The following is a 23,018-nucleotide window of genomic DNA, read 5'->3' as shown; positions in this document are numbered from 1 at the left end:
CGCACCCGTTAAAGTTTAAAAAAGCATACGATGCCCGAAAAAAACACCATTCTATTTACATTGCATCACCTGGGCAATAGCGAACGTATCCATACACTCCCCGGGCAATATGACAGTTTAATGTCGCTCATATGTGATAAGCTGGCAATTCCGGGCTTTGGGCTGTGCTGCGGAATGGGGAGCTGCGGCACCTGTTTGGTGCAAATTACCGGCCATCACTCAACAATTAAAAGAAATGTATTGAGCTGCAGTATCCTGGTCAATGACGATCTATCAAATACGGATATATTTATACCGGATAAAATATATTAAAAGATCCCGTGAATGCTGATATAGCCTTGCTAATGTTTTTTTTATGCTATTTCTTTTTCGATGTTGTTAATCATTTCTTTTAACAAAGCTTTAAAATCACTGAATACTAATAAATTACATCACACAAGTATAGCTTTTAAATTAGCAGATGTACTTGAATATACCTAAATTTAAAAAAAAAGATTGATGCAGACAGGCTCCCAACCAAAGATGAAACGAGCTGACACGATACGAAAATGCAAACTGATTATCCTGTGCTTTCTTTTGGCCATTTCAGCAAACGCGCAGGAAATTACCAGGCGCCATGTTGATTCTTTGCTTTCGCAAAAAAGCTTCCCGGGTTCTGCCACCAGCCGCATCCATGTTGCGCTGCAACTGGCGGAGTTTTTCACCCATCTGCGACACCCTTCCACTGCACAGTTGGATAGTGCTTCTCACTTTATTAACCAGGCCGAACAGCTTAATTACCGCTCTCCGCAGGCTGAAACCAGCTTTCGCATTGCTTTGATCCGTTCGGCTTTTTACAAGTCGAAAGGCCAATCCAAAAACGGCCGCGCATTGCTTGAACAAACCATACAGGAAATTAAGCAGACACATAACTTGGTGCTGCTTGGTAAAGCTTATTTTGAGTTATCTGAATATTACAGTCAGGATTTTTTGCAGCAAACCATGGTTTCCCGAATTCGCTATTTAAATCTGGCCGTCGGTGCTTTTGAACGTACAAACCAACTGGTTGAACTTGCCAGGTGTTACCGGTTATTAGCCGACCTGCACCAGATGATGAATGATTATACCCTTGCTTTTGCCGAAACTAAAAAGGCATTAGCCTATTATGACCAGGCTCACTACACCGAAACCCAGGGGCTTTACGCGTTATTAGGAAGGCTATATTATACCCAGGGCGACTATAAAACAGCCATAAGCTATGAACTAAAGGCCCTGAAAATTGCCACCGCAAGCCACGCGGATAATGTGAGGTTAATATGCCAGATCAACAATAACCTGGGCTATGATTTTGTAAAGCTTGGCGACAATCAAAAGGCCATCAATTATTTTTCACGTGCTTTGGAAATTGCAAAATCGGAGAAAGATAATGCAACCATATACCTGCTGGCAGGCAATATAGTTGATGTTTACCTCCGGATGCATCAGCCCCAAAAAGCCAAAGCCTTTTTAACACAGGTGACTCAAAAATTTGTGCATCCCTCCGGTAAGTTATATGAAGGAGGCGATGAGGTAAGTCAAACCTATCTTAAAATTTACCTGGCATTAAAACGGTATGATACGGCTAAACTTTACTGCGACAAACTGATACAACAAACCAACAATCCCAACCTCAATTTATATGCGCGGACCAGCTATTATGAACTGATCATTAAGTTTTACACCGCAACCGCAAGGTTTGCCGAAGCGTTAAAATACCTCAAAATGAACCAGGACCTATTGAGGAAGATTGGTAATGACAATGACCTTGGCACCAATGAAACTCTTTGGTTTGGCCTGGATACCAGCCGGAGGCAGTATCAGTCGGCTATTCATCATCTTATATCAGCCAATATCATCAAAGACTCGATATTTAATACCACCAAAAGCAAACAGATTGAACAACTGCAAATTGAATATGAAACACGGCAAAAAGAAGCACAAATTACACTTTTAAACCAAAAGAGCAAGCTTGAGCAGGCTAATTTACAGCAGGCCAACCTGGTTAAAAACCTTACTATCGGCGCCATATTTTTATTGCTGGTCATAGCGGCTTTATTATTCAGGCAAAACGTACACAAGCAAAAAAGCAACGAGGTGATCACTTCCAAAAACGTTTTGCTGGAAGATCTGCTGCTGCAAAAGGAATGGTTGTTGAAAGAAGTACATCACCGTGTAAAAAACAACCTGCAAATTGTAATGAGCATTCTGAACACCCAATCGGCTTATTTACAAAACGATATCGCGCTTGAAGCAATTCGCGGCAGCCAGCACCGGGTAAATGCTATCGCACTTTTACACCAGAAACTCTACAGCAGTACAACCACTGCCCTCGTATCTATGCCCGCTTATATCGGTGAATTGATCGATTACCTGAGCGATTCATTCGATACAGGTTACAGGCAGATCAAAATAAACCAGGTATTAAATCCTCTTAACCTTGATCCGGCCCTGGCGGTACCCATCGGTTTAATATTAAACGAAGCTATCACCAACGCTATAAAATATGCTTTTGATCATAGGGGCGGCGAGATCAAGGTGAGCCTGTCAACATCAGACGATGAAAACGCAATTTTAAAGGTATCTGATACCGGTCGCGGCCTCCCTCCCGACTTTGACTTTAGTGAAGCTAATTCCCTTGGGATGGAAATGATGAAAGCGCTCGGCAGACAGTTAAAAGGGAAATTTGTAATTGAAAATGGCCATGGCGTTACCGTAATGATAACCTTTCCTATTGAACAAAACCGGGAAGAAGCTTTTGTAGAAAAGGACTATTTATAGTGCACGTTAATTGAAAACCCTTCGACCCGGCAAAATCTTAGATTGTTCATAAATATTTAACGTATCACAATGAAAAATAAACTTCTTTTAATCAAAAGCTTTTCGGGTTGATCGTTGTTTTTTCACAGCGCAGTCGTTTTATTACCGTTAGCTTTCGTCTTCTAAAAACTTGAAGTAAAGCACAATATTCACTAACACCTTTCGACCAATGATTGAAAGAACTAAAAAAACTTATTTATTTATACCAGGTGGGTGGCATGGTGCGTGGGTATTTGATCCAATAACAACGCGAATGAAATCGTATGAAAAAGATTGTTTTTCTTTAACATCTTACTTTTATCTATCTCAGCGGCTGGGAAAATACTCCTTTCCGGCAACTATATGAATTACATAAAAATTCTCCGGAATGGCGAGTGGAGGTGATTGATTGTGAACATAATGTTATGGAGCATCGCCCCGATGAATTGACTGAAATTTTACTGAGCATAGATAAATAGGCGATTTACGTAGTCTTGACCCATAATATTTGAATGATGCGATACGGCAAATCGGTCAACAAACGAGGAAACTCTCAAAGGTAATTTTCTTCTTCGGTCTGAAAATACAGCCATTCAACCGAGCGATAGCCCAAATGCCAAACAGGTTCATGATTGTATTTATTTTTAGGAGTTGTTAGGTCGAAAAAGAAAGTGAAGACTATCTGAATGCTTTTTAAAACAAAAACATATTTTCACAGAAATGGTTAATTAATCATGCGTTTGCGTCTTTGTTTTTTGATATGCTTTTCAATATCAGGCTTATGGGCCGCAGCGCAGACGTTAGTAACAGGGCAAGTGGTAGATGCCTCCAGTGGTGAGCCCCTCGCATCAGTTTCAGTGACTTTTGCAGGTAGTAATATTGGCACCCAGGCAGATTCGCTGGGACGGTTTCGGCTGGCCGGAGCAGTAACGTTTACACAGGTAGCATTTTCACATGTTGGTTATTTACCCACCGTCAAAGTAATTGTACCCGGGCAAGCGAATAAATTACAAGTATTGCTTGAACGGGATGCCAATGAGCTGGCTAATGTAACGATAACCTCGGTGAGAGGGCAGCGTTATCGCAACAAAGGAAATCCGGCAGTCGCGCTCATTCAGCAAGTGATCGATCATAAGCAGGAGAACCGGGCAGAGGCTGCAGCTTATTTGCAATACGAGCAGTATGAAAGAATGGGGCTGTCTTTTTTTAATTTACCGCAGAAAGTGGTTGAGAGTAAATTTTTTAGCCAATATAAGTTTATGTTGGATACGGTACAAGGGCAAACTTTTTTGCCGGTGTTGCTGGAAGAAAAACTGTCGGACATTTATTTTCGAAAGGAGCCGGAGAAGAAAATACAGATACAGAGAGCCTATAAAGGCGTCAATATATTGCAGTTTATTGATACCGCGGGGGTTAAACTTTATGTAAATCAACTGTACGGTCATCAGGTGGATATTTATGAGAATAACCTATTTATTATAGCTAACCAGTTTTTGAGCCCGATAGCGGATCATGCGCCAAATTATTATAAGTTTTTTATTACAGATACCATTAGCACAGCTATGGGTAAACAGGTGGAGCTCGCTTTTACGCCGCGTACAAAAGGAGATTTGTTATTTGAGGGCAAGTTGGTTGTGACGTTGGACGGGCGTTTTTCAGTAACCGCCTGTGAATTAAGGCTAAATGGGAAGATCAATGTAAATTTTGTTAGAAGCTTTGATGTACTGTTAGATTTTGCCCGGCAAACCGGCGGTCGGTATGAACTGGCCAGCAGTAGGGTTAAGGCAGATTTTGGGCTGACTAAAAAAGGTTGGGGTATATTTGGTGAGCGTAAGGTGATATATCGTAACTACAAAATCGGCGCGCCGCAGACTGCGGCATTTTACCAGGGTGAGACTTTACAGGTGGCTACGGGCAAAGCTGGTTTTGATACGCTTAGCAAAGGCCAGGCACAGGTTTACGAAAAGTTGTACAAACTGGAACAGATGCCGTCTTACAAAAGAACAATGTGGTGGTTGTCTGCACTTACGGCGGGCTATGCCGATACTGGCCCAGTACAAATCGGACCAATTGCACATTTTTTGTCTTTCAATAGCCAGGAAGGCTTGCATTTGGAATTGGGCGGACGAACTACTCCATTGCTGGATAGCACCTTTTATTTTGAGGGATACGGTGCTTATGGCACTAAAGACCATCGGGTAAAAGGGAATGCAATTGCTTATTTGTCTTTAAATAAAACAGCGCCCTATCGTTTTCCTAATAATTACTTTAAGGTAAGCTATTTATATGATGTAGATGTACCTGGTCATACTTTTTCGGTAACCAACCGTGCTACAGCATTCTCATCTTTTCAAACCGGAAAAACTAACTATTGGCTATATAGCAGAATATTTGAGCTACAATACTTCCGTGATTTCGAAAATCATTTCTCGTACATTCTGGGTTATAAAAACTGGCAGCAAACACCGGCTGCAGCACTGGTTTATCAAAAAAATGATGATGGCAGTTTGGTGAACAATTTAACTACCAGCGAGCTAAATCTTCACTTACGCTATGCGCCGCACGAAGAGCTTATTCAAGGCAGCCGCACGCGGCATAGTATCCATAACCCTTATCCTATTTATGACCTTCTTATTAACCGTAGCCTTGGTGGCAAGTATGCATATACCGACTTTGGAATTAACATTTATAAGCGCTTTTATCTCTCTCAGGCCGGCTTTACCGATGTTACCCTGCTCGGCGGCTATGTGCTGGGCAAAGTGCCTTTTCCTTTGCTCAATATCAGCCCCGCCAATCAATCGCTCGCCTATAAGCGAGATGCTTATAATGCTATGAACTATCTTGAATTTGTGAGCGATCACTACCTTGGCCTTAACCTTACACACACCTTTAACGGATTCCTGTTAAACAAAGTCCCGCTAATCAAGCATCTAAAATGGCGGGAATTCATCTCTGCTAAAATATTGTACGGTGGCTTGCGTGCCGAAAACGATCCGGCGCAAAGCACAGGCCTTTATCGCTTACCTGCTGCAACCAAAAGTTCCAACGGCACTTACACCCTTGGCAGCGCACCGTATGTTGAAGTCGGGGCCGGTATAGCCAATATTTTCAAATTTTTGCGGATCGACCTTATTCGCCGTTGCAATTATCTTGACCATCCCGGCGTACGCATCTTCAGCATCAAATTCAGTTTCCAACCTGAATTTTAAAACCAATGAAACTTAATTTGAAGCGGAGTTAAAATCTTTGAAGGGAAAATAACGCCGAACAGTTAGATAACGCTAAAATTATAGACGGAGCATCGTTGCGGCTAAATATGCTGTTTAAACCGTATAGAAAGGCTAAAATTGACGAAAAAAGGCCGATTATTGGTTCGATATTTCCAGAAAAATGAAAGATTTAGAAAAAGCTGTAAGAACCGATCAAATTAACTTGACGGCATTTTTAATTCACCATACTAACAATAAGTTAGGAAGAAAAAAGCCGGGATAAAAACTTCGAAAAGCTTTCATCCCGGCTCGGTACCCAGCGCCGGGGTACTTTAAATTAATTCAAACACCTTCATTTACCTTCAAAAGCTCACGTAATATTGCTAAATACACTCAAAAGGGAATATCCTATCTCATGAGACGATAGTAAATAAAACTACAAAATATTTAAACTATATTTAAACCAAAAGCTTTTTCGTAACTTTATCATAAATCATGATAATGAAAGCACCCAAAATTCAACCTGTATTATTTACTTCAAAAACATATAAAAACGGGGAACACCCTTTAATGATTCGATTAACTCAAGAAGGCATTCCTAAATATATTTCAACAACATATACAGCTAAGGCCGAAAACTGGGATGAACAGAAATGTCGAGTGTATGAAAAAAAACCATCTCTAAGCCAAAAAGAAAAGGATAGTCTTAAGCCTAAGGAGTTGACAGATCGAAAAGCTAAGTATTTAAAAGCTGCAGTGCTATCTAATGCAAAGCATATTAATCAAAGAATAGAAAACACAATCGATAGTATCAACGAAGCTATAAAATATCTTGAAGTGCATAAAAAAGAGTTAACTTCTCAAAACATTATTCAATTCGTTGCAGGAAAGCTTAAAGATGCTGACTCATCGATGAGCTTTATTGAGTTTGCCGACGAAGAAATAACAAAAAAATTGCATGGCAGTCCCATTACTTTAAAAAACTATAAGTCGACTGTAAATAAGCTCAAAGCGTATATTAAAGATCAATTAAAAAAGAAAGACCTAAAATTCAGCGATTTTACAGAGGTTTTTTTAGACAAATACCACGTCTTTCTCCAGGGTACGGGCATATCAAATAATACTATTTGGTCAGAATTAAAAAACTTAAAGGCCTTAATGAATAAAGCCGTAACGTTAAAACATATATCATCAAATGATAACCCCTTTTTAACATTTAAGGATGCCAAGTATCAAAAACCTAACAAAACTAAATTATCCGTTGATGAAATTGATAAAATAATCAATTTAAAGCTTGAAGAAAAAACTCCGGTGTGGCATGCAAGAAACTATTTTATGTTTTCGTTTTATAATGCAGGCATGAGAATAAGTGATGTTTGCCAACTTCGATGGTCAAATATTGAAAAAGGATACCTCAAATACGAAATGAATAAAACTGGCCACTTGTCAAAGTATTTGCTTTTGCCTAAAGCCAAAGAAATACTTACTTACTATGAGAATGAAAAAATGAACAGTGAGTCTTTTATTTTCCCACTATTAGATGATAATACAGATTATACCAATGAAAAAACTTTAAAAAATCACATTGCTTCAAGGAATACCATAATCAATAAAAACCTTAAAATTTTGGGAAAGTCGGCAAAAATTAAATCGGCCATAACTTTTCATATCAGCCGCCATTCATTCGCTGATTACGCGAGAAAAAAGGGAATAAGCACATATGACATCTCCAAAATGCTTGGACATAGCAGTTTAACTATCACAGAAGCATATTTATCATCATTCGATCAGGAGTCGCAAGACAAATCACTCTCCGAATTATTTGGGTAATAAAAGACTATTTTCAATAATGACAATTAGATGACGAAAAAACAGCATTTTTCAAATCACACGGAAGTTATGTAGATGTATATCAAATTATATACACATGGCATACGAATTCTGCTTTCTTAAAGTCGCTGTAATTAATCAGCTATTCAACGAACTTGAGGTCATTAAGGACCAACTTAAAAACATCCAACAAAAACAACTGTCTGAACAATGGATAGATAGTAAAGATGTTCCAAACTACCTTGGGTGTAGTGCAAAGACTTGGCAAAAGTTGCGAGATGAACGTAAAATCAAATTTACCCAATACGGGTCTATTATCCGGGTAAAAGTATCGGATCTGGAGATTTTCCTGGAGAACCATTCAGTAAAACGTAAATAAGCATGTACGACTTCATTAAGGGAGAGGTAACGCTCTCCCCTTCTGAAAATTTCAGTACTTCAGAAGTAAACAAAATTGACGTCCTGTCTTATGGCTACCAACATTATCAATTAAAATCTCTCAACGTTATGAAAATAAGGTATAACGACGATCTTCGCATTTTGAAATTCGAAGGAAGTATCCCCTATTTTTGGAATGGACATAATTATCATCAGACAAAACGAGAGTTTATTCAAGCCATAAATTTTATTTCCACTACGATTGGTGTTGATATAAAGAAAGCAATAGTAAAACGCTTTGAATACGGAAAAACAATCGAAGTTGACCACAATCCTTGGACAATAATTGCCAATCATAGTAAACTGGGATCGAAGCGACCCAGCATTAAAGATGAGTGTAAATTCTTTTTTCCTAATGGTTCTGATTATTTAAAAATGTATAATGCCAAAAAAAACTACCGATATAAAACAACCATAAAGCAACGGCAATCACTTATGGTAGCCGCAGGGTTTGATTCTAACAAAAGTTATATCAGAATTGAAAATCACTACCAAAATCTTGAAAGAATATTCGGCTGTGTAGCAACAATTGAAGATTTGATTTCAAGCCCTTTTATCAACTTTTGCAGACGAAACCTATTCCAGAATTATAAAAGGATTAAAATTAATACGCCAATCGGTTATCCTTGCGACAAAAAGCATTTAAACTCACTCAACATTTGCATTATAGCGATGATGAACCTGATTACTAACCAAAATTTGGAGGAAAATATACATGATTTAATTTGGCATACAATCGAAAACTCAAGCCGATTGAACAAAAATGATCGAGATGGTCGTAAACGCCAATTCAAAAAATCTTTTGATACGCTATTTGAGATGGCAAAGCCGCATTATGATTTATCACTATCAATGATCAGAAAAATTGCTAAAGACAGATACTAACTCTTTTTATTAATACAATAAAGCATATAAATATTAATCCTTTTATATGCTTTAACTTCCCTTTTAGTAACTAAGCTCAGTATTGATTGAGATCAACAAATCCCAAAAAGCCACCCCAAATATTATTAATAGAGGATCCTAATTAGCTAAAAAGCTTACAATCCGTTATTCAAAAAAATCTGACCTTGCTTCAGATTGCGACTGAACAAAGATGCTTAAATAATCAAAAAAAAGCCCGTAAAACCAATTAAACCAAGCAACCCAACTCTTAATACGCTCGACGTATTTCGATTGATTAGAGGGCTTATTTTCGAGCTAATTAAATTTTAGTTAATATGATTACTACAACAATCAAGAGAATAATTATCCCAACAATATAAAAATCGACTATGCCCTCACGCGGCATATCCCTTAAAACATCTGCATCGTAAGACACTATGTTGTTTTCATCAGTGAACTTCACGCCCCCATGCCCCGGTAAAAACTGCAAACCGCACATTAAACAAGTGATTTCAATTTCATTCGCATCTGTAGCCCCAAACAACAAGCCTTTTTTTACAATCCGCCCCAATGTAAATCCCCTTTTTGCTGATGTTATTTGCTCTGAATGACATTTAGGGCACACTACTTCCTTTTTCATTTATAACAATGTTAAAATTTAGTTGAACAAATAATTTATTGATAAATTTCTCTCTTGAGGTCGCTAATCAAAATCCAACCTCTCGTAATTTTATGGTTAGCACCAATAAATTCCACGTAACAAAAATTCCCCTGAGAGCTTCGGAGGCTAACGATATTGCCCTTTATTAAATATGATCTCTTAACAGAACCTCTCTCCGCCGAGGAATGAAAATAACTTTTAGCAACAATAACAACATAAGAATTCTTACGTATTGAATCTGCTGAGTTCGCGAAGCTATTTTCATTTGAGCTTGCTGTGTCAATTACTGAAGTATCGATTACCGCGGGATCAATAACATTAGTTTCAACAGAAGAGGTTTGTTGATCTATGACATTTCTTGAATTGTACAATTCAGTTAAACGAAATCTTTGGTAACAGTAATCAGTCACCCTCAACGCAGTTTGTGCATTATGGCATAAGGAATACAATGTGAATTGAAGTAGGTTCTTGCCACCTTTGTTTGAGTTACAAACAATGTTCAAAAAACCATCTTGAATTGTTTTATCACTTGAAAGTAGCTTGATTTTTGCTTCTATGCCAGCAAAGCTATCCATGGGATACACTTTTTGCATCAATGCAAATACCGTTGCGCTTACACCTTGATTGTAATGCTTGTTATAATTGACTTGATCACCGAAGTCTTCCAAATCTGCTTCAAATTGATTTTGGACTATCAACGTTGAATCCATTTTCGCAAAAGACGAGCTATTGCTTTTTGAATTGCAACTGCTCAAAAGTTGTAATGAAAGAAATGCAAATAAACATTGGCTTAACAACAGCAAGAATAGGTTTGCTTTCATGTAATAAGGTTAAAAAAGCAAAGCGTGGTAACGTCACCATCCTTGCTACTGAGGGGGTCGAATCCCTTTTGGACAAAGAATAGCAACGCCCACGCTTAACCGTGAGCGCTATGCTAAACTTCCCATCCATTTTGAATTTTCGACCTTTCAGTAGTGGGATTGTTTTGCTTAACGCAAATGCCTTATGTATTTTACTTTATAAATTATTTCACGTACGAAATTAATAAGAAAAAGCCCTTTATTAAAATAATTATTAGCTTGAAGGCAATTAGTTAAAAGTGAACCGTTGATAAATACTATTCAAGACTCAAATTACACCTCCCGTTTTTAGCTAATTAATCATATTATCGCAAAGCAACTTCCTATTGCAAAATTAGCTTCAAGTTTCGTATTATTGACAATTACAAATGTTATTAAAAATAACCTTATCCATAAATGATAACGGAAAAACTTGAATTGCCGGGACTTATAAATAAGCAATGGCTTGCAGAATGGGATAATGTTCACTTCGGTGGAGTAAACAGAGAAAAGCCGCAGCCCCATTTTTATATTTTCACTATCAAATCGAACGTACTAAAACGCTTGTCGAAGGTTTATCCGCGTAAAGCAGAAAAAGGCAGAAAAGATGATTCTGGCATTCAACGACGTCACGACCCAGACCGATCAGCCGATATAAAAAAATATGTCCATGGAGGGTTTCCTTGGTCTGAATTAAGTAAATCTCAGAAATTAAATCCTGATAATGACAATTTGAAAATGCCAGGATGGCTGCCAACGGCAATTATCGCAAATATTTTAGCACCAAATACTCAAAGAGGTGAACACACTTTGACGGATAACGATGCGGTGATAATCAAAAATAATGTTAATTCTACATGCACAATTACACTACCGCAAAATGTATTAGAAACAAGTTGGGATCCAACAGTAGCTCCAATTGAAATTATAGACGGTCAACATCGTTTATGGGCATTTGAAAAAGACGAAGCTCTTGATGGGGATTTTGAGTTTCCTGTGATTGCATTTTATAATCTGGATATAGCGTGGCAAGCTTACCTGTTTTATACTATAAATATCAAGCCTAAAAAAATCAATGCAAGCTTAGCGTTTGATTTATATCCCATACTACGAGTTCAGCAATGGTTAGAAGCTTCATCAGAAGGCAATCAGGTTTACAAAGAAACACGTGCACAGGAGCTTACCGAAGTCTTGTGGTCTAACCCTAAAAGCCCTTGGTATGACAAAATTAATATGCTTGGAGAATCAAATAGCGGGCTTGTTACTCAAGCAGCCTTTATCAGGTCTTTGATTGCAACATTTATCAAAGGTCTGAGTAACAAAGGACTTGGAGGGCTTTATGGTTCTATTATATCAACAGTGAATGACAATTGGGTTTTACCTTGGAATAGACCACAACAAGCTGCCTTTCTAATATACATTTGGGAATCGATAACTTCTGAATTAAAAAATTCTGAAATCGCGTGGGCTGAAAATCTTCGACAAATATCAAGTAACTCTGACCAAACGAATGACGAAGCATTTATTAGCCGCTTTTCACTACTTTCAACCGATCAAGGGGTTCGAGGTATTTTGCATATATACAACGATTTATGTTATCGCCAAGCAAGTGAATTAGGTTTATTTGATATACGTTGGGAAGATGAATTAAAAGAGGACTACATAGACACCAAAGATGTAAACAAGGCCTTGTCGCTACTTAATACCGGAAAAATAAAGAACTTCATAAATAAGCTATCAAAGGAAGTAATAAAGTTTAATTGGAGTACCTCAGCCACGCCAAATCTACAAGAAGCTGAAAAGCAAAATCAAATGCTTTTTAAAGGCAGTGGAGGCTACAAAGAATTACGGAGGCAACTATTAGTTTTATTACAAAATAGTAGTGAGAGTGAGATAAGTACTGCCGCAACAGAGGTTTTTCAAATATTACAATATTGATATGCCACTGAATGCAGTCCGGAATGCTTCGCACACAAAAATTGTTGAGGCCTTAGAAGAATTGAAATCGGATAATTTTTTGCTTTCAAAATGGTTATCCAATAATAATGTTTATAAAAACGACATCATAGAAGTTCTAAAGGTAGAATTTCGCAAAAAAGCCCCATTAGTTCCTCGATTTTATTACAAAAACCTTCGGCATTATACAGCTGCATCAATGGTATTGCACAATTCAGATGGGTGGACTTTTTTGGCTCGTGCGGTAGATTCTGTCTTAGCGGGAGATATTGGTTCTGCTGTATTTTTTGCTTACTATGCAGAATTAAGAGCGTTAATGTCGATGTTTGCGGGTAATGGAATTTGTATATTAGATAAACCACACCTCTATATCAAACGAAACGGAAAAGCTGAGAAATTCTGTCCTACTAACGGCACTCACACTGCGGTACTTGAAGTATTGAAAGAATGGATCAAAGACAACAATCGCACTAACCAATTATTGAATTGGATTAGAGTTGACAATACATCTCTTCAAGATTGGTTAACCAAATCAGGAAGAGCATTTAGGATAACTTATCTCGCCAAAGATTGGCTTGAGAAATGGAGCGTTGATGTCACCTTACTTACAAATGATCATAACACCAGAAATGAAGTCAGTTATCGCCCTAATACATTGAGCCCTGAAAGACTTAACTTCGACTACAAAGAAAATATTTTAAAAGTCCTCTCATTTCTTGATTGTTGCGAGCCATCCAATTCTGATAGTTTCTATGAATTGGATAAACATTTATTACGAATCTCATTAGAATCCGTATTTGATTCATTACCATTTGGCGCTTCATCATCTAATGGAAATCGTGTAAAAAAAAGCAAAGCATATAAAAAAGATTTTGAGAAATTCATCAACCCTTTACTATCAAATCTTGGAAAAAGCAACACTGGTTTCTTGAAAGACTTTTTAATAAGAAACAACGAGCCGGAAGATCCGCAAATTTTATTTGAAGCAAAGAAACCCAACTTTGACAAAGCAACTAATACTTATCAGCCAACTCCCATGATTTCCAGGGCTCTTTTGCTTTTGCGTTTAGCATCTGGAAATTGCGAATCTATGTTAAAAGAAAGCAATATCAAGAAGGATGATTTAGAATTTTGGTGGGGAAAATATGGGAATAAACATGGATTTTGGTCTGAAAACAACTTTCCCGATGATTTAAAAGATGCTTGGGCTGATTTACGAGATTCTTTGAAAAATATTCGTCAATTTTGCGCTTCAGAGAATATAGTTAATATAAAAAGTTTTGAAAAAATACCATCGGAAGACATTTTACGATTTAAACAAATTAATCGGGTCGCATTGTGGGGCATAGGCTTATGATTGAAAAGAAAGTATTACCATTTTTAAAATGGGCAGGAGGAAAACGATGGTTGACAAATAATTTACTTCAATATTTGCCTAACACCTATAATCGATATTTTGAACCTTTTTTAGGAAGCGGTGCGGTATTTTTCTCTCTTCAACCGAAACAAGCCGTTCTTTCTGATGTAAATCATCCTTTAATAAAAACTTACAATGCAATAAAGGAGGATTATAAGATGGTGAACAATTTGTTAATACAGCATAGTGAGCGTCATAGTAATGAATATTACTATGAGATCCGCGATACAGATTATTCAGATCAATTTCAGCAAGCAGCGAGATTCATTTATTTAAATAGAACCTGCTTTAACGCCATATATCGTGTAAATAAAAACGGAAAATTTAATGTACCAAGGGGTTCAAAAAACAATGTCATACTTGATAGCGATGATTTCGAATCGGTATCAAGGTGTTTAAAATCCGCAGATATCAAGCATAGTGATTTTGAATGTATTATTGGCCAGGCCATGGCAGGGGATTTAATCTATGTCGACCCTCCTTATACTGTAAAACACAACAATAATGGCTTTGTCAAATACAATGAAAAGATGTTTACTTGGCAAGATCAGGAAAGACTATCAGTTTCGTTATTTGAAGCTCAAAAACGTGGCGCGCACATTGTAATGTCCAATGCTGATCATGCGTCCATACGAGAACTATATTCAAACAACTCTAAGATTACCGCTTTACAACGAAGTAGCGTAATCGCAAGTGATCCAATAAATCGTGGCCAGTACTCGGAGCTTATTATAAGCATTTAGTCAAATGCCTTAACGTCAATGCCTCATAAAGTACCCAACTTAGACAGCATGTCTAAGCATGAAAAAGACGTGACTGGGTCAAAATAAAATGGCATGTAATAATATCGCCCCCCCTGTTACAGCTCAACATTCTTTCTACGCAAGCCGGAAACTTCAAATAAGTCTCATTCGTCTGCCAATCCCTCCAACTCTAAATTTCATGGCATTTTTTTTGCTAAATAAACAATTATTTAAACCTAATTTAAACCAAAAAAACAAAACCCCCGTAACTTATTAAGTTACAAGGGCTTATGTCTTTATAAAGTACCCAGCGCCGGAGTCGAACCGGCACGGTTTCCCACAGGTGTTTGAGACCAGCGCGTCTACCAATTCCGCCAGCTGGGCATGTTGTAAGTGTCTTTCCTTACAAGCGGGCTGCAAATGTAGATAAACTCTCCTTAATTCGCAACAGATATTTTTGTTTATAGTAAATATTTGCAATTTCTATCAGGCGGCTTTCCTTCGCGGTATCGTCCAAGTGTTCATAATCTTCGGTCAGCTTCGCCAGCTCGTCATTCATATCACCTTCAATAGCAAGTGTTTCTGCGGTTATGGCAGCCAGGTGCGTTGCATCATCAACTTCCATAAGGCGCTCATTAATATCCATCATTTCCATTAAAAAATCTGCAGGCAATTGTGGTTTTGCCCCTTCAGATACCAGGTCATGCAGTTTTAAAATGTATTCCAAGCGCTTTGCGGGGTCACCAAGCGCATGGTAAGCCTTGTTATTTAGGGTAGATAGCTCCAGGATCTCCTGTTGCCTGGTTTCATCCTCATTGGCATAAAAATCGGGATGGTAAAGCTTGCTCAGCTCGTAAAACTTTTTCTTAAGCAGCGCCTGATCAACCTTAAAAGATTCGGGGATGCCATAAAATTCAAAATAGTTCATAGGGCAAAGATAACTATTAACAATTTATCCATGCCGCTATCAACTTCATGTTAAAATAAGTTATCTGCTACGCGTTGGTCGGTTTCGGCTTTTTCTACCAATTCTGTTTTGGGGTGCATATCTACAAACAGCTTTCTGTCTTTAGTTAAAGTGGGCGCTACGCCCAATATACCTATCCCGGCAGTGGCCAATGCCATAAACAATATAAGCCCGCAAAGCCTTATGAACTTTTTAAGTCTTTTCATTTCGATCTCAGAAAATAAACGACAGGTATTATCCTTTTAGGTTTGTTCCTAAATAATTTATGGGAATGATTACCACATTGGGTAATCAGTAAGGAAGAATTATCCTATGAGGGAATTATCGGCATCGCCTAAATCCGGATTGAAATCTTTATTGAAAAGAGCCTGTTTGTTGAGTCTGCCGGGTATAAACAATTTCGAAGTTTGTTTAATGTTGACATCAGCTTTCCGGCTATGCAAAAAGCTTAACGCAGCAGGACAGCTATCCCCGGAAATAAAAGTTGAACGATTATTCCGCTTAGCCGTTTTAAGAGCAGCTTTATATGATAATGATTTTGAGACCCTGTTTACAAAACTGACAACTAAAGTTGTATCAGATAGAGCTACCTTATCTGCAGTTTGGGCAGTAAGCCCTGAAAAAGTAAAAAAGCCAGGTATTATAATGGCAGTTAACAACCATTTGGATAACACGCTTTTTACCGGACAAAATTTCATTATATAAATGTAATGATATTGATCCACAAAAAAGGCCCCTGCGAAAAATCACAGGAGCCAGCCCATTGGTCTGAAAAAATCTTATTTCTCATTTCATGTAATCTTTATCCAAAAACAGGTAGCGCGCCCGGTTAACCTCCGGCATCTCCTCGCTTTTAACGTCAATATTCATAAATTTAACATGATTGTTATCCTTAATTGCCGACCATTTTGGCAAGCCTGCGCCGTTAGGGTTGCCAGTTTTTATAAAGTTGGCAAAATAGTTTTCCATGGTTTCGGATACTTTGAAATCATCGGGTGTCCAGGCATAGGTTTTGTTCCCTACCAGGTTTCCCATGGCATATTCAATTTCTGAAGCATGGGCAGCACCCACAGGTGGCGGCATTTTCGGGGCCGGTTTTGCGGCATCGCCCTTCACCACACCGCCGGCAAGCCCCGGGGTGGCATTCCCCATAGAAGCCACCATGGCCGGGCGAACCCGTGAAAACAGGTAACGATAAACCGGCTTCCCTCCTGTTTGTACCTGCAAGTCGGCCCATTTCCAGGTGCTGTATACGATAAACCGGTCGCTTGATAGGTCCGTTGCAACTTTGATCACCTCCCCGTCATTAGCAGCCGGGTATAGTTTCAATGCTTCCTCTGCCCTGTCGCCATATAATTGTTTCAGTGTTTTGGTATAATTCTCAAGGGTTGGCGCATCGCCGCGCATCATGAACTGGAATGGTACTTCGGCCGAGTTCCAGCCCACTAACAAAGGAACTTTGGCTTGTTCGCCCCCCATAAAGATCTCAGGCAACGATTTTGGCAGCAGGTAATTATCAATGGTGGCCGACATTGGCGGCGTACCGGGTTTAAAAGCATCGTTCAATAATTGTTCGGCGGGTATGGCCCGGAGATCGGCCAGGGTATTGGCTTTCTCGTTAGCAGCAAACTTGAGGCCGTTTTGTTCAGCGTCAGCCAATGGTATAGGGAAAAGTGTTGGTTTGATACCCGCGCCACTCTCGCCGATAGCACCCGCGATCAGGTCTTTTGATAAAGGTGAAGCCATTTGTACCGATACGGAGATAGACCCTGCCGATTCACCCGCAATGGTAACACGTTTGGGATCGCCGCCAAAGGCAGCTATATTTTTTTGTACCCAAAGCAAAGCCAGGTGCTGATCAAGGTACCCATAGTTGCCCGACGAATGGTTAGGTGATTCTTTAGTTAATTCGGGATGCGAAAAAAAGCCAAATACACCAAGCCTGTAATTAACTGTTAAAGCTACAATACCTTTTTTAGCCATGCTTTCACCATCATAGCGCGATTCAGAACCATCGCCGGCCATCAAGCCCCCACCGTAAAAATAAACCAATACAGGCAGTTTTTCTTTGGATGATTTTGCCGGCGTCCATACGTTTAGGTATAAACAATCTTCGCTCATACCCGATGAACGAAAGCCCATATCACCAAAAATGGGCTTCTGCATGGGGTTATGGGCAAAATGATCGGCCTTTAATGTACCCTCCCAGTTTTTGGCGGGCTGAGGCTCTTTCCAGCGCAAATCGCCCACGGGCGGCTGTGCAAAAGGAATACCTTTAAAACTTAATACGTTTGATGCTTCGCGAGTGCCCTCAAGCGCACCGTTCTCAACGGTGGTTTTGTTTACCGATAGCTGCGCCATTACCTTTACCGAGGCAACTTGTGCAAGCAACAGCATTACTAAAATTGGTTTCTTCATTACTGGTATTTGGTTAGTCTGGTTTAATTGATGGATATTTTTGAGATTCGACCCTTATTGTATCAATTTGTTACAATAATAAATTATTTTTCGATGGCTGTCAATTTTTTTTATTTACTTGTGCCTTTGTTTTATTACGATACATGAATAAAGAGTTTCACCAACTGGAAAATAACATCGCGGGCGAGGGTTTTCTACCAGGTCTTGCTATAGATACAGTTATTTTTGGTTTTCATGACAACCAATTAAAGGTATTGCTGCTGGCTTATAAAAATACCGGGCTATATGCGCTTCCCGGCGGCTTTATTCATGATAATGAGGATGTGAACGAAGCGGCGCGGCGGGTACTTCAAAGCCGAACGGCTTTAACCAACATCTACCTTGAACAGTTTTATGTTTTTGGCAATTACAGCCGGTACGATCCCGGACCGCTTAAGGCCATTATGCAGGCCCGTGGCTATAACCCACCCGCTGATCACTGGTTATTAAAGCGTTTTATTTCGGTGGGATACTATGCGCTTGTCGATTTTACCAGGGCTATCCCCACACCCGATGAAATATCTGATAGCTGCGACTGGTACAGTCTGAATGAACTGCCCGTGCTGATGCAGGACCATCGGCAAATTATTAACAAAGCGCTGGAAACCCTGCAGAATGAGCTTGACCAAAAGCTGATAGGTTTTAACCTCATGACCGAGGAATTTACCATGGGCGACCTGCAATCGCTCTACGAAACTATACTTAACAAAAAACTGATCCGCGCTGCTTTTCAGCGTAAAATGCTGGGGCTGGGTATTTTGGAGCGGGTGGCAAAAAAATGGACTGGCGGCGCGCATAAGGCACCATACCTATATAAATTTGTTTCGGACGGAGTGCCGGCGGATAATAGCTAAAACCGGCAATACCTTCTTTATTGATCTATTTGTGTGTTTTGCGATGAAACAATGTCGCAATTAACCCCTTAACATGTCTTGATAGCCCCCTCCTATGTTAGGGTACAAGACTTAATTTTACTTTCACAAAATCACTCAATTATAAATCTATAAAAACAATCACATCATGTTAGCTATTAATCCTTATTTAAACTTTAACGGTAATACCGAAGAAGCTTTTAACCATTACAAGTCAGTATTCGGCGGTGAGTTTGCAATGATTATGCGCTTTAAAGATTCGCCTGCGGCTGCCAATACGCCCGAAAAGGACCAGGATAAGCTTATGCATATTGCACTCCCCCTTGCCAATGGCAGCATGCTGATGGGCACAGATGCAATTGGCGAAGGAGGCATGCCATTCGTAACCATGGGTAATAACTTTTCGCTTACCATCAGTGCCGAATCAAGAGAGGAGGCAGACAAACTGTATAGTGGTTTAGCCGAAGGCGGTAATGCTGTTTCGCCTATGCATGATGAGTTCTGGGGCGATTATTTTGGCTGCCTTACCGACAGGTTTGGCATAAACTGGATGATCACACACAATCCTAACGCCACCAAATAATTTATTGATTTTTTAGGGGAGCGGATGAACCAATCACCGTTCCCTAAAAATCAAACATTTCTATTGTTCAATCAAAGGTTTTAGGCACAAACCAAAACAGGCTTATGATAGTAGAAGTTTTTAAAACCAATGTAAATAAACGCCGCCAGGCTAATATGCTTTTGAATGCCATCCACACCACGTTTGGCAACCATAAAGCCAATTTCGATCTTGATGATTGTGACCGGATTTTGCGGGTACAGTGCGACAGCGGTACATTATGCGCCTATTTGCTCATTAATTTTTTAAAGGAATTAGGTTGCCGTGCCGAGGTTTTGGAAGACTAAACTCACTTTTACAAAACAAATTATTAAAAAGCAAGGTAGTATCAGTAACATAAAGCCAATTATCATGTTAAAAGACAGCAAAGCATTCAGCGGATTTTCGGTAGATGATACAGCTAAAGCCAGGGCGTTTTATGCTGATGTACTTGGTTTAGATGTAAGTGATGTACCCGAAATGCAAGGTTTACTTAACCTTAATATTACAGGCAGTACCCCAATATTAATATACACTAAGCCCAACCATACCCCGGCTACCTTCACCATTTTGAATTTCCCGGTTGATGATGTGGAAAAAACAATTGACGAACTCAGCGCGCGCGGCGTTAAGTTTGAGATTTATAACCAGGAGAATTTTAAGACAAACGAAAAAGGCCTGTTTCTTGACGGCGGCCCCAAAATAGCCTGGTTTAAAGACCCCGCTGGGAATTTTTTATCCGTTATAGAAAAGTAACGCTATAAATACCTATACCCAATATAAAATTAAATCCCATTTTGGGGAATTACAGCTACCTGCTGTGGGAATAAATTCCTCGACGGTTGTTAACTTTCCGTTAATTTCGCAATTTTTCACAACCATTTTATATATTAACCGTATAAAAGCCCACTAAGCCTTTGATTTCGGCTGTTTTTTATTTGAGGAATGTTTTTTGCATACCATTACAATGAAAAACAAAACGTGTTAATTGTCAGGCTATTTATTTTATACTTAGCTGTTAGTTAAAAACGGCTAATAAACCATTTCCTTTTCATTAATAACATTTATTAAATTTATATTTTTTTTGACATATCAGCATTTACAATAAATAATAATAACATACAACAAACTGATTAATAAAATACTTGCTTCTCTTTTATAAACAACCCCAATTAATTAAGTATGAAAAGAACGCTACTTATAGTTGATGACGACTTGAGTATCCTAAAACTGCTCAACTTCATTCTATCAAAAGAATATGATATTGTAGTTAAAAATAACGGCATCGAAGCTTTTAGCTGGCTCGAAGATGGCAACATGCCCGAATTGATTATATCCGACCTCCAGATGCCTTATTTTGACGGCCAATCTTTTATTAAGAACGTAAAAATCAGTGGCTTTTATCGTGAAATTCCTGTTATATTGCTATCGGCCGCCCATGATCTTGATGCCCAGGTAAGTAACATGCCCTTTAAGGTTGATGCCTACATTCACAAGCCGTTTAACCCAACTGCATTAAAAACAGCCATTAATCAAGTTTTACAAGTTTATGAATCACCAAACATCTGATTGGAACGAAAGTTCAGGTTCTAATATCAGGGTAGCCTACGCCGGCACCGAGTTTAAGGAAATGATTTCTGCTGGGCTAAATGAAGGCTTTAAAATTGCGTACAACAACTCTATTGACCAACTGAATGATTATTTAGGCGAGCAATCTATTTTATCCGTTCCTGATATTATTTTGGTTGAAGTTGATGCTGAAGGTAAATGGATTAAAATGGTTGAAGAAGTTAAGCAAAGCTTTCTTCTCAATGGTTTAATTATTGTGCTCCTTTCATCACAAAATGATAAAACTTTAAGGCAAAAAGCCATTAAATTAAAGGTGCATGACTTTTATGGCGAACCGTTTGCCATAAGTGACCTGCGCGAAAGGCTTAACTTTTTAGTACGCTTTAAACTGATAAAGCCAAAATTGCTTGAGCTTTCAAAAGTAGTTGATACGACTTATAAAATGCCGGCAGGTAAGCGCCTCATCGACCTGGTAATTTCGGGCGGTATGATGTTTGTATTATCCCCTGTTATGCTGATAGTTGCTATTTTAATTAAGCTGGATTCAAAAGGCCCGGTATTTTACAAAAGCAAACGCGTAGGTACAGGTTATAAAGTATTTGATTTTTATAAGTTCAGGTCGATGCGTACCGACGCCGATCAACTGCTGGCCAAGTTATCTGCCGAAAATAATCAATATGCCGCCGAAGGAGGCGACAATAAAGTCGCCTTTGTAAAAATCAAGAATGATCCGCGTATTACCAAGCTGGGCAATTTCTTACGCAATTCAAGTCTTGATGAATTACCGCAATTATTCAATATACTACGGGGCGATATGTCGGTAGTTGGTAACAGGCCATTGCCTTTATATGAGGCCGAGATGCTTACTTCTAACGAGTGGTCGATGCGTTTTCTTGGCCCAGCCGGTTTAACGGGCTTATGGCAGATCAGCAAGCGAGGAAAGGAAGACATGTCTGAACGTGAAAGGAAAAAATTAGATAATTTTTATGCGCAGAAATATTCTATTTGGTTAGATTTAAAAATTATTGCCGGTACAGTACCCGCATTATTCCAAAAAGAAAAAGTATAACTATATGCCCCTGAAACTGAAGCCCATTTATATTTTTATAATTGCTCTTTTATTTACCACCCGCGTACATGCGCAGCAAACTTCATTTGTAAGTGACATTAACTATCCTTTTCTTGAAAAACTTATAGCAACTGCTAAAAAAAACTACCCCGAAGTAAAATCCCGTCAAAGTCAGGTAAATGCAGCCAAAGCCGTTTATAACTCGGCCGTGTTTTCATGGCTCGATGGTTTAACTGCATCTTACATTTACAGCCCGCAAACATCTATCAACATTTCGCAGCCAACAATATTTAAAGGTTACCAAATAAGCCTTTCGCTAAACTTAGGACACCTGTTTTCGAGGCCGGGAGTTATCAGGCAAACGAAAGAAATTTATAAAGCGGCAGAGTTTCAACAGGCCGAGTATATGTTAAGCCTTGAGGCCCAGGTTAAACGTCTTTATTTTTCATATCTGGCAGCACAGGCCGAACTAAGGCTGCGGGCAAATGCCGTAATTGATGCCGAAAGTGCTGTTAAGCAATTAAAATACGCGTTTCAAAAAGGCGAAACAACTTTTCAGATCTATAATGAACAGCTTACCACCTTATACAGCCAAAACGCCTTTAAAGTACAAGCTGAATTATCGACATTTACAGCCAAAACCAATCTTGAAGAATTATTGGGTACTAAATTAGAAGACGTTAAGTAAAAG

22 protein-coding genes and 1 tRNA gene are annotated in these 23,018 nt (G+C 38.9%); 17 read left to right on the top strand and 6 right to left on the bottom strand.

The genetic code is table 11. From position 1 onward, the window contains the following. Positions 1-30: 30 nt before the first annotated feature. The 6 genes from FHW88_RS07345 to FHW88_RS07320 all read left to right on the top strand — a co-directional run bounded on the left by FHW88_RS07345 (position 31) and on the right by FHW88_RS07320 (position 9,176). Positions 31-312, top strand: coding sequence for a 2Fe-2S iron-sulfur cluster-binding protein (locus FHW88_RS07345; RefSeq protein WP_176624269.1), 282 nt, complete (start codon positions 31-33; stop codon positions 310-312). Between the two features lie 210 nt (positions 313-522). Continuing rightward, positions 523-2,796: a histidine kinase dimerization/phosphoacceptor domain -containing protein gene (locus FHW88_RS07340; protein ID WP_176624267.1), complete on the top strand. Its 2,274-nt coding sequence runs from the start codon at positions 523-525 to the stop codon at positions 2,794-2,796. 833 nt (positions 2,797-3,629) lie between these two features. Further along, the gene (locus tag FHW88_RS07335) at positions 3,630-6,023 is read left to right on the top strand and encodes a DUF5686 family protein (RefSeq protein WP_176624265.1); all 2,394 of its coding nucleotides are present in this window, start codon (positions 3,630-3,632) and stop codon (positions 6,021-6,023) included. 501 nt (positions 6,024-6,524) lie between these two features. Further along, positions 6,525-7,853, top strand: a complete 1,329-nt coding sequence (locus FHW88_RS07330; RefSeq protein WP_176624263.1) for a site-specific integrase — start codon at positions 6,525-6,527, stop codon at positions 7,851-7,853. Positions 7,854-7,950: 97 nt separating this feature from the next. Further along, positions 7,951-8,232, top strand: a complete 282-nt coding sequence (locus FHW88_RS07325) for a helix-turn-helix domain-containing protein (RefSeq protein WP_176624261.1) — start codon at positions 7,951-7,953, stop codon at positions 8,230-8,232. Positions 8,233-8,234: 2 nt separating this feature from the next. Next, positions 8,235-9,176, top strand: a complete 942-nt coding sequence (locus FHW88_RS07320) for a hypothetical protein (RefSeq protein WP_176624259.1) — start codon at positions 8,235-8,237, stop codon at positions 9,174-9,176. A 319-nt stretch (positions 9,177-9,495) separates the two neighbouring features. Here the strand turns inward: FHW88_RS07320 and FHW88_RS07315 are convergent, their stop codons facing one another. Then, positions 9,496-9,816, bottom strand: coding sequence for a hypothetical protein (locus tag FHW88_RS07315; protein ID WP_176624257.1), 321 nt, complete (start codon positions 9,814-9,816; stop codon positions 9,496-9,498). A gap of 35 nt (positions 9,817-9,851) precedes the next feature. Beyond that, the gene (locus FHW88_RS07310; RefSeq protein WP_176624254.1) at positions 9,852-10,658 is read right to left on the bottom strand and encodes a hypothetical protein; all 807 of its coding nucleotides are present in this window, start codon (positions 10,656-10,658) and stop codon (positions 9,852-9,854) included. A gap of 435 nt (positions 10,659-11,093) precedes the next feature. On the opposite strand from FHW88_RS07310, the gene FHW88_RS07305 reads away from it, so the two are divergent. From FHW88_RS07305 to FHW88_RS07295, 3 genes are read left to right on the top strand one after another with little or no spacing between them, the layout of a single operon-like run. Next, positions 11,094-12,614, top strand: a complete 1,521-nt coding sequence (locus tag FHW88_RS07305) for a DGQHR domain-containing protein (protein ID WP_176624252.1) — start codon at positions 11,094-11,096, stop codon at positions 12,612-12,614. Between the two features lies 1 nt (position 12,615). Then, positions 12,616-13,989, top strand: coding sequence for a hypothetical protein (locus tag FHW88_RS07300; protein ID WP_176624250.1), 1,374 nt, complete (start codon positions 12,616-12,618; stop codon positions 13,987-13,989). Further along, positions 13,986-14,792 (top strand): DNA adenine methylase, encoded by an 807-nt coding sequence (locus tag FHW88_RS07295; protein ID WP_176624248.1) that lies wholly within the window; start codon positions 13,986-13,988, stop codon positions 14,790-14,792. The genes FHW88_RS07300 and FHW88_RS07295 overlap by 4 nt, the downstream gene beginning before the upstream one ends. 304 nt (positions 14,793-15,096) lie before the next feature. Here the strand turns inward: FHW88_RS07295 and FHW88_RS07290 are convergent. From FHW88_RS07290 to FHW88_RS07280, 3 genes are all read right to left on the bottom strand, one after another. Continuing rightward, positions 15,097-15,176, bottom strand: a tRNA-Leu gene (locus FHW88_RS07290). A 19-nt stretch (positions 15,177-15,195) separates the two neighbouring features. Further along, positions 15,196-15,720 carry a Fe-S protein assembly co-chaperone HscB gene (hscB, locus tag FHW88_RS07285; protein ID WP_176624246.1) on the bottom strand — a complete coding sequence of 175 codons (525 nt, stop codon included), beginning with the start codon at positions 15,718-15,720 and terminating at the stop codon, positions 15,196-15,198. Positions 15,721-15,770: 50 nt separating this feature from the next. Next, on the bottom strand, positions 15,771-15,965 hold the full coding sequence (locus FHW88_RS07280) for a hypothetical protein (protein ID WP_176624244.1): 195 nt from the start codon (positions 15,963-15,965) through the stop codon (positions 15,771-15,773). Positions 15,966-16,071: 106 nt separating this feature from the next. Here FHW88_RS07280 and FHW88_RS07275 point away from each other — a divergent pair, with 106 nt between their 5' ends. Further along, positions 16,072-16,464, top strand: coding sequence for a hypothetical protein (locus FHW88_RS07275; protein WP_176624242.1), 393 nt, complete (start codon positions 16,072-16,074; stop codon positions 16,462-16,464). Positions 16,465-16,545: 81 nt separating this feature from the next. Here FHW88_RS07275 and FHW88_RS07270 read toward each other — a convergent pair whose 3' ends face one another. Then, the gene (locus FHW88_RS07270) at positions 16,546-18,177 is read right to left on the bottom strand and encodes a carboxylesterase/lipase family protein (protein WP_176624240.1); all 1,632 of its coding nucleotides are present in this window, start codon (positions 18,175-18,177) and stop codon (positions 16,546-16,548) included. Between the two features lie 143 nt (positions 18,178-18,320). Between FHW88_RS07270 and FHW88_RS07265 the strand changes: the two genes are divergently transcribed. The 7 genes from FHW88_RS07265 to FHW88_RS07235 all read left to right on the top strand — a co-directional run bounded on the left by FHW88_RS07265 (position 18,321) and on the right by FHW88_RS07235 (position 23,015). Next, complete coding sequence (locus FHW88_RS07265; protein WP_176624238.1) at positions 18,321-19,070, top strand: NUDIX hydrolase; 750 nt, start codon at positions 18,321-18,323, stop codon at positions 19,068-19,070. 166 nt (positions 19,071-19,236) lie between these two features. Next, positions 19,237-19,671: a VOC family protein gene (locus FHW88_RS07260; RefSeq protein WP_176624236.1), complete on the top strand. Its 435-nt coding sequence runs from the start codon at positions 19,237-19,239 to the stop codon at positions 19,669-19,671. Positions 19,672-19,775: 104 nt separating this feature from the next. Then, positions 19,776-19,997, top strand: coding sequence for a hypothetical protein (locus tag FHW88_RS07255; protein WP_218117138.1), 222 nt, complete (start codon positions 19,776-19,778; stop codon positions 19,995-19,997). A gap of 64 nt (positions 19,998-20,061) precedes the next feature. After that, positions 20,062-20,445, top strand: coding sequence for a VOC family protein (locus FHW88_RS07250; RefSeq protein WP_176624234.1), 384 nt, complete (start codon positions 20,062-20,064; stop codon positions 20,443-20,445). A gap of 426 nt (positions 20,446-20,871) precedes the next feature. Next, positions 20,872-21,258 (top strand): PleD family two-component system response regulator, encoded by a 387-nt coding sequence (locus tag FHW88_RS07245; protein WP_090525064.1) that lies wholly within the window; start codon positions 20,872-20,874, stop codon positions 21,256-21,258. Beyond that, the gene (locus FHW88_RS07240) at positions 21,239-22,327 is read left to right on the top strand and encodes a sugar transferase (RefSeq protein ID WP_176624232.1); all 1,089 of its coding nucleotides are present in this window, start codon (positions 21,239-21,241) and stop codon (positions 22,325-22,327) included. The genes FHW88_RS07245 and FHW88_RS07240 overlap by 20 nt, the downstream gene beginning before the upstream one ends. Positions 22,328-22,331: 4 nt before the next feature. After that, a complete protein-coding gene (locus tag FHW88_RS07235) occupies positions 22,332-23,015 on the top strand; it encodes a TolC family protein (RefSeq protein ID WP_176624230.1) in 684 nt (227 codons plus the stop codon). Positions 23,016-23,018 lie beyond the last annotated feature (3 nt).

The organism is Mucilaginibacter sp. SG538B (assembly GCF_013376065.1).
In the GTDB taxonomy this organism is placed as follows: domain Bacteria; phylum Bacteroidota; class Bacteroidia; order Sphingobacteriales; family Sphingobacteriaceae; genus Mucilaginibacter; species Mucilaginibacter rubeus.
The sequence above is the reverse complement of the archived record's forward strand: the minus strand, read 5'-3'. Positions and strand labels throughout refer to the sequence as shown.

Bases quoted from the DNA above. Each gene is read 5' to 3' on its own strand.
- FHW88_RS07345 (WP_176624269.1), top strand. From the start codon at position 31: ATGCCCGAAAAAAACACCATTCTATTTACATTGCATCACCTGGGCAAT.
- FHW88_RS07340 (WP_176624267.1), top strand. From the start codon at position 523: ATGAAACGAGCTGACACGATACGAAAATGCAAACTGATTATCCTGTGC.
- FHW88_RS07330 (WP_176624263.1), top strand. From the start codon at position 6,525: ATGAAAGCACCCAAAATTCAACCTGTATTATTTACTTCAAAAACATAT.
- FHW88_RS07325 (WP_176624261.1), top strand. From the start codon at position 7,951: ATGGCATACGAATTCTGCTTTCTTAAAGTCGCTGTAATTAATCAGCTA.
- FHW88_RS07320 (WP_176624259.1), top strand. From the start codon at position 8,235: ATGTACGACTTCATTAAGGGAGAGGTAACGCTCTCCCCTTCTGAAAAT.
- FHW88_RS07315 (WP_176624257.1), bottom strand. From the start codon at position 9,816: ATGAAAAAGGAAGTAGTGTGCCCTAAATGTCATTCAGAGCAAATAACA.
- FHW88_RS07310 (WP_176624254.1), bottom strand. From the start codon at position 10,658: ATGAAAGCAAACCTATTCTTGCTGTTGTTAAGCCAATGTTTATTTGCA.
- FHW88_RS07305 (WP_176624252.1), top strand. From the start codon at position 11,094: ATGATAACGGAAAAACTTGAATTGCCGGGACTTATAAATAAGCAATGG.
- FHW88_RS07300 (WP_176624250.1), top strand. From the start codon at position 12,616: ATGCCACTGAATGCAGTCCGGAATGCTTCGCACACAAAAATTGTTGAG.
- FHW88_RS07295 (WP_176624248.1), top strand. From the start codon at position 13,986: ATGATTGAAAAGAAAGTATTACCATTTTTAAAATGGGCAGGAGGAAAA.
- hscB (WP_176624246.1), bottom strand. From the start codon at position 15,720: ATGAACTATTTTGAATTTTATGGCATCCCCGAATCTTTTAAGGTTGAT.
- FHW88_RS07280 (WP_176624244.1), bottom strand. From the start codon at position 15,965: ATGAAAAGACTTAAAAAGTTCATAAGGCTTTGCGGGCTTATATTGTTT.
- FHW88_RS07275 (WP_176624242.1), top strand. From the start codon at position 16,072: ATGAGGGAATTATCGGCATCGCCTAAATCCGGATTGAAATCTTTATTG.
- FHW88_RS07270 (WP_176624240.1), bottom strand. From the start codon at position 18,177: ATGAAGAAACCAATTTTAGTAATGCTGTTGCTTGCACAAGTTGCCTCG.
- FHW88_RS07265 (WP_176624238.1), top strand. From the start codon at position 18,321: ATGAATAAAGAGTTTCACCAACTGGAAAATAACATCGCGGGCGAGGGT.
- FHW88_RS07260 (WP_176624236.1), top strand. From the start codon at position 19,237: ATGTTAGCTATTAATCCTTATTTAAACTTTAACGGTAATACCGAAGAA.
- FHW88_RS07255 (WP_218117138.1), top strand. From the start codon at position 19,776: ATGATAGTAGAAGTTTTTAAAACCAATGTAAATAAACGCCGCCAGGCT.
- FHW88_RS07250 (WP_176624234.1), top strand. From the start codon at position 20,062: ATGTTAAAAGACAGCAAAGCATTCAGCGGATTTTCGGTAGATGATACA.
- FHW88_RS07245 (WP_090525064.1), top strand. From the start codon at position 20,872: ATGAAAAGAACGCTACTTATAGTTGATGACGACTTGAGTATCCTAAAA.
- FHW88_RS07240 (WP_176624232.1), top strand. From the start codon at position 21,239: ATGAATCACCAAACATCTGATTGGAACGAAAGTTCAGGTTCTAATATC.
- FHW88_RS07235 (WP_176624230.1), top strand. From the start codon at position 22,332: ATGCCCCTGAAACTGAAGCCCATTTATATTTTTATAATTGCTCTTTTA.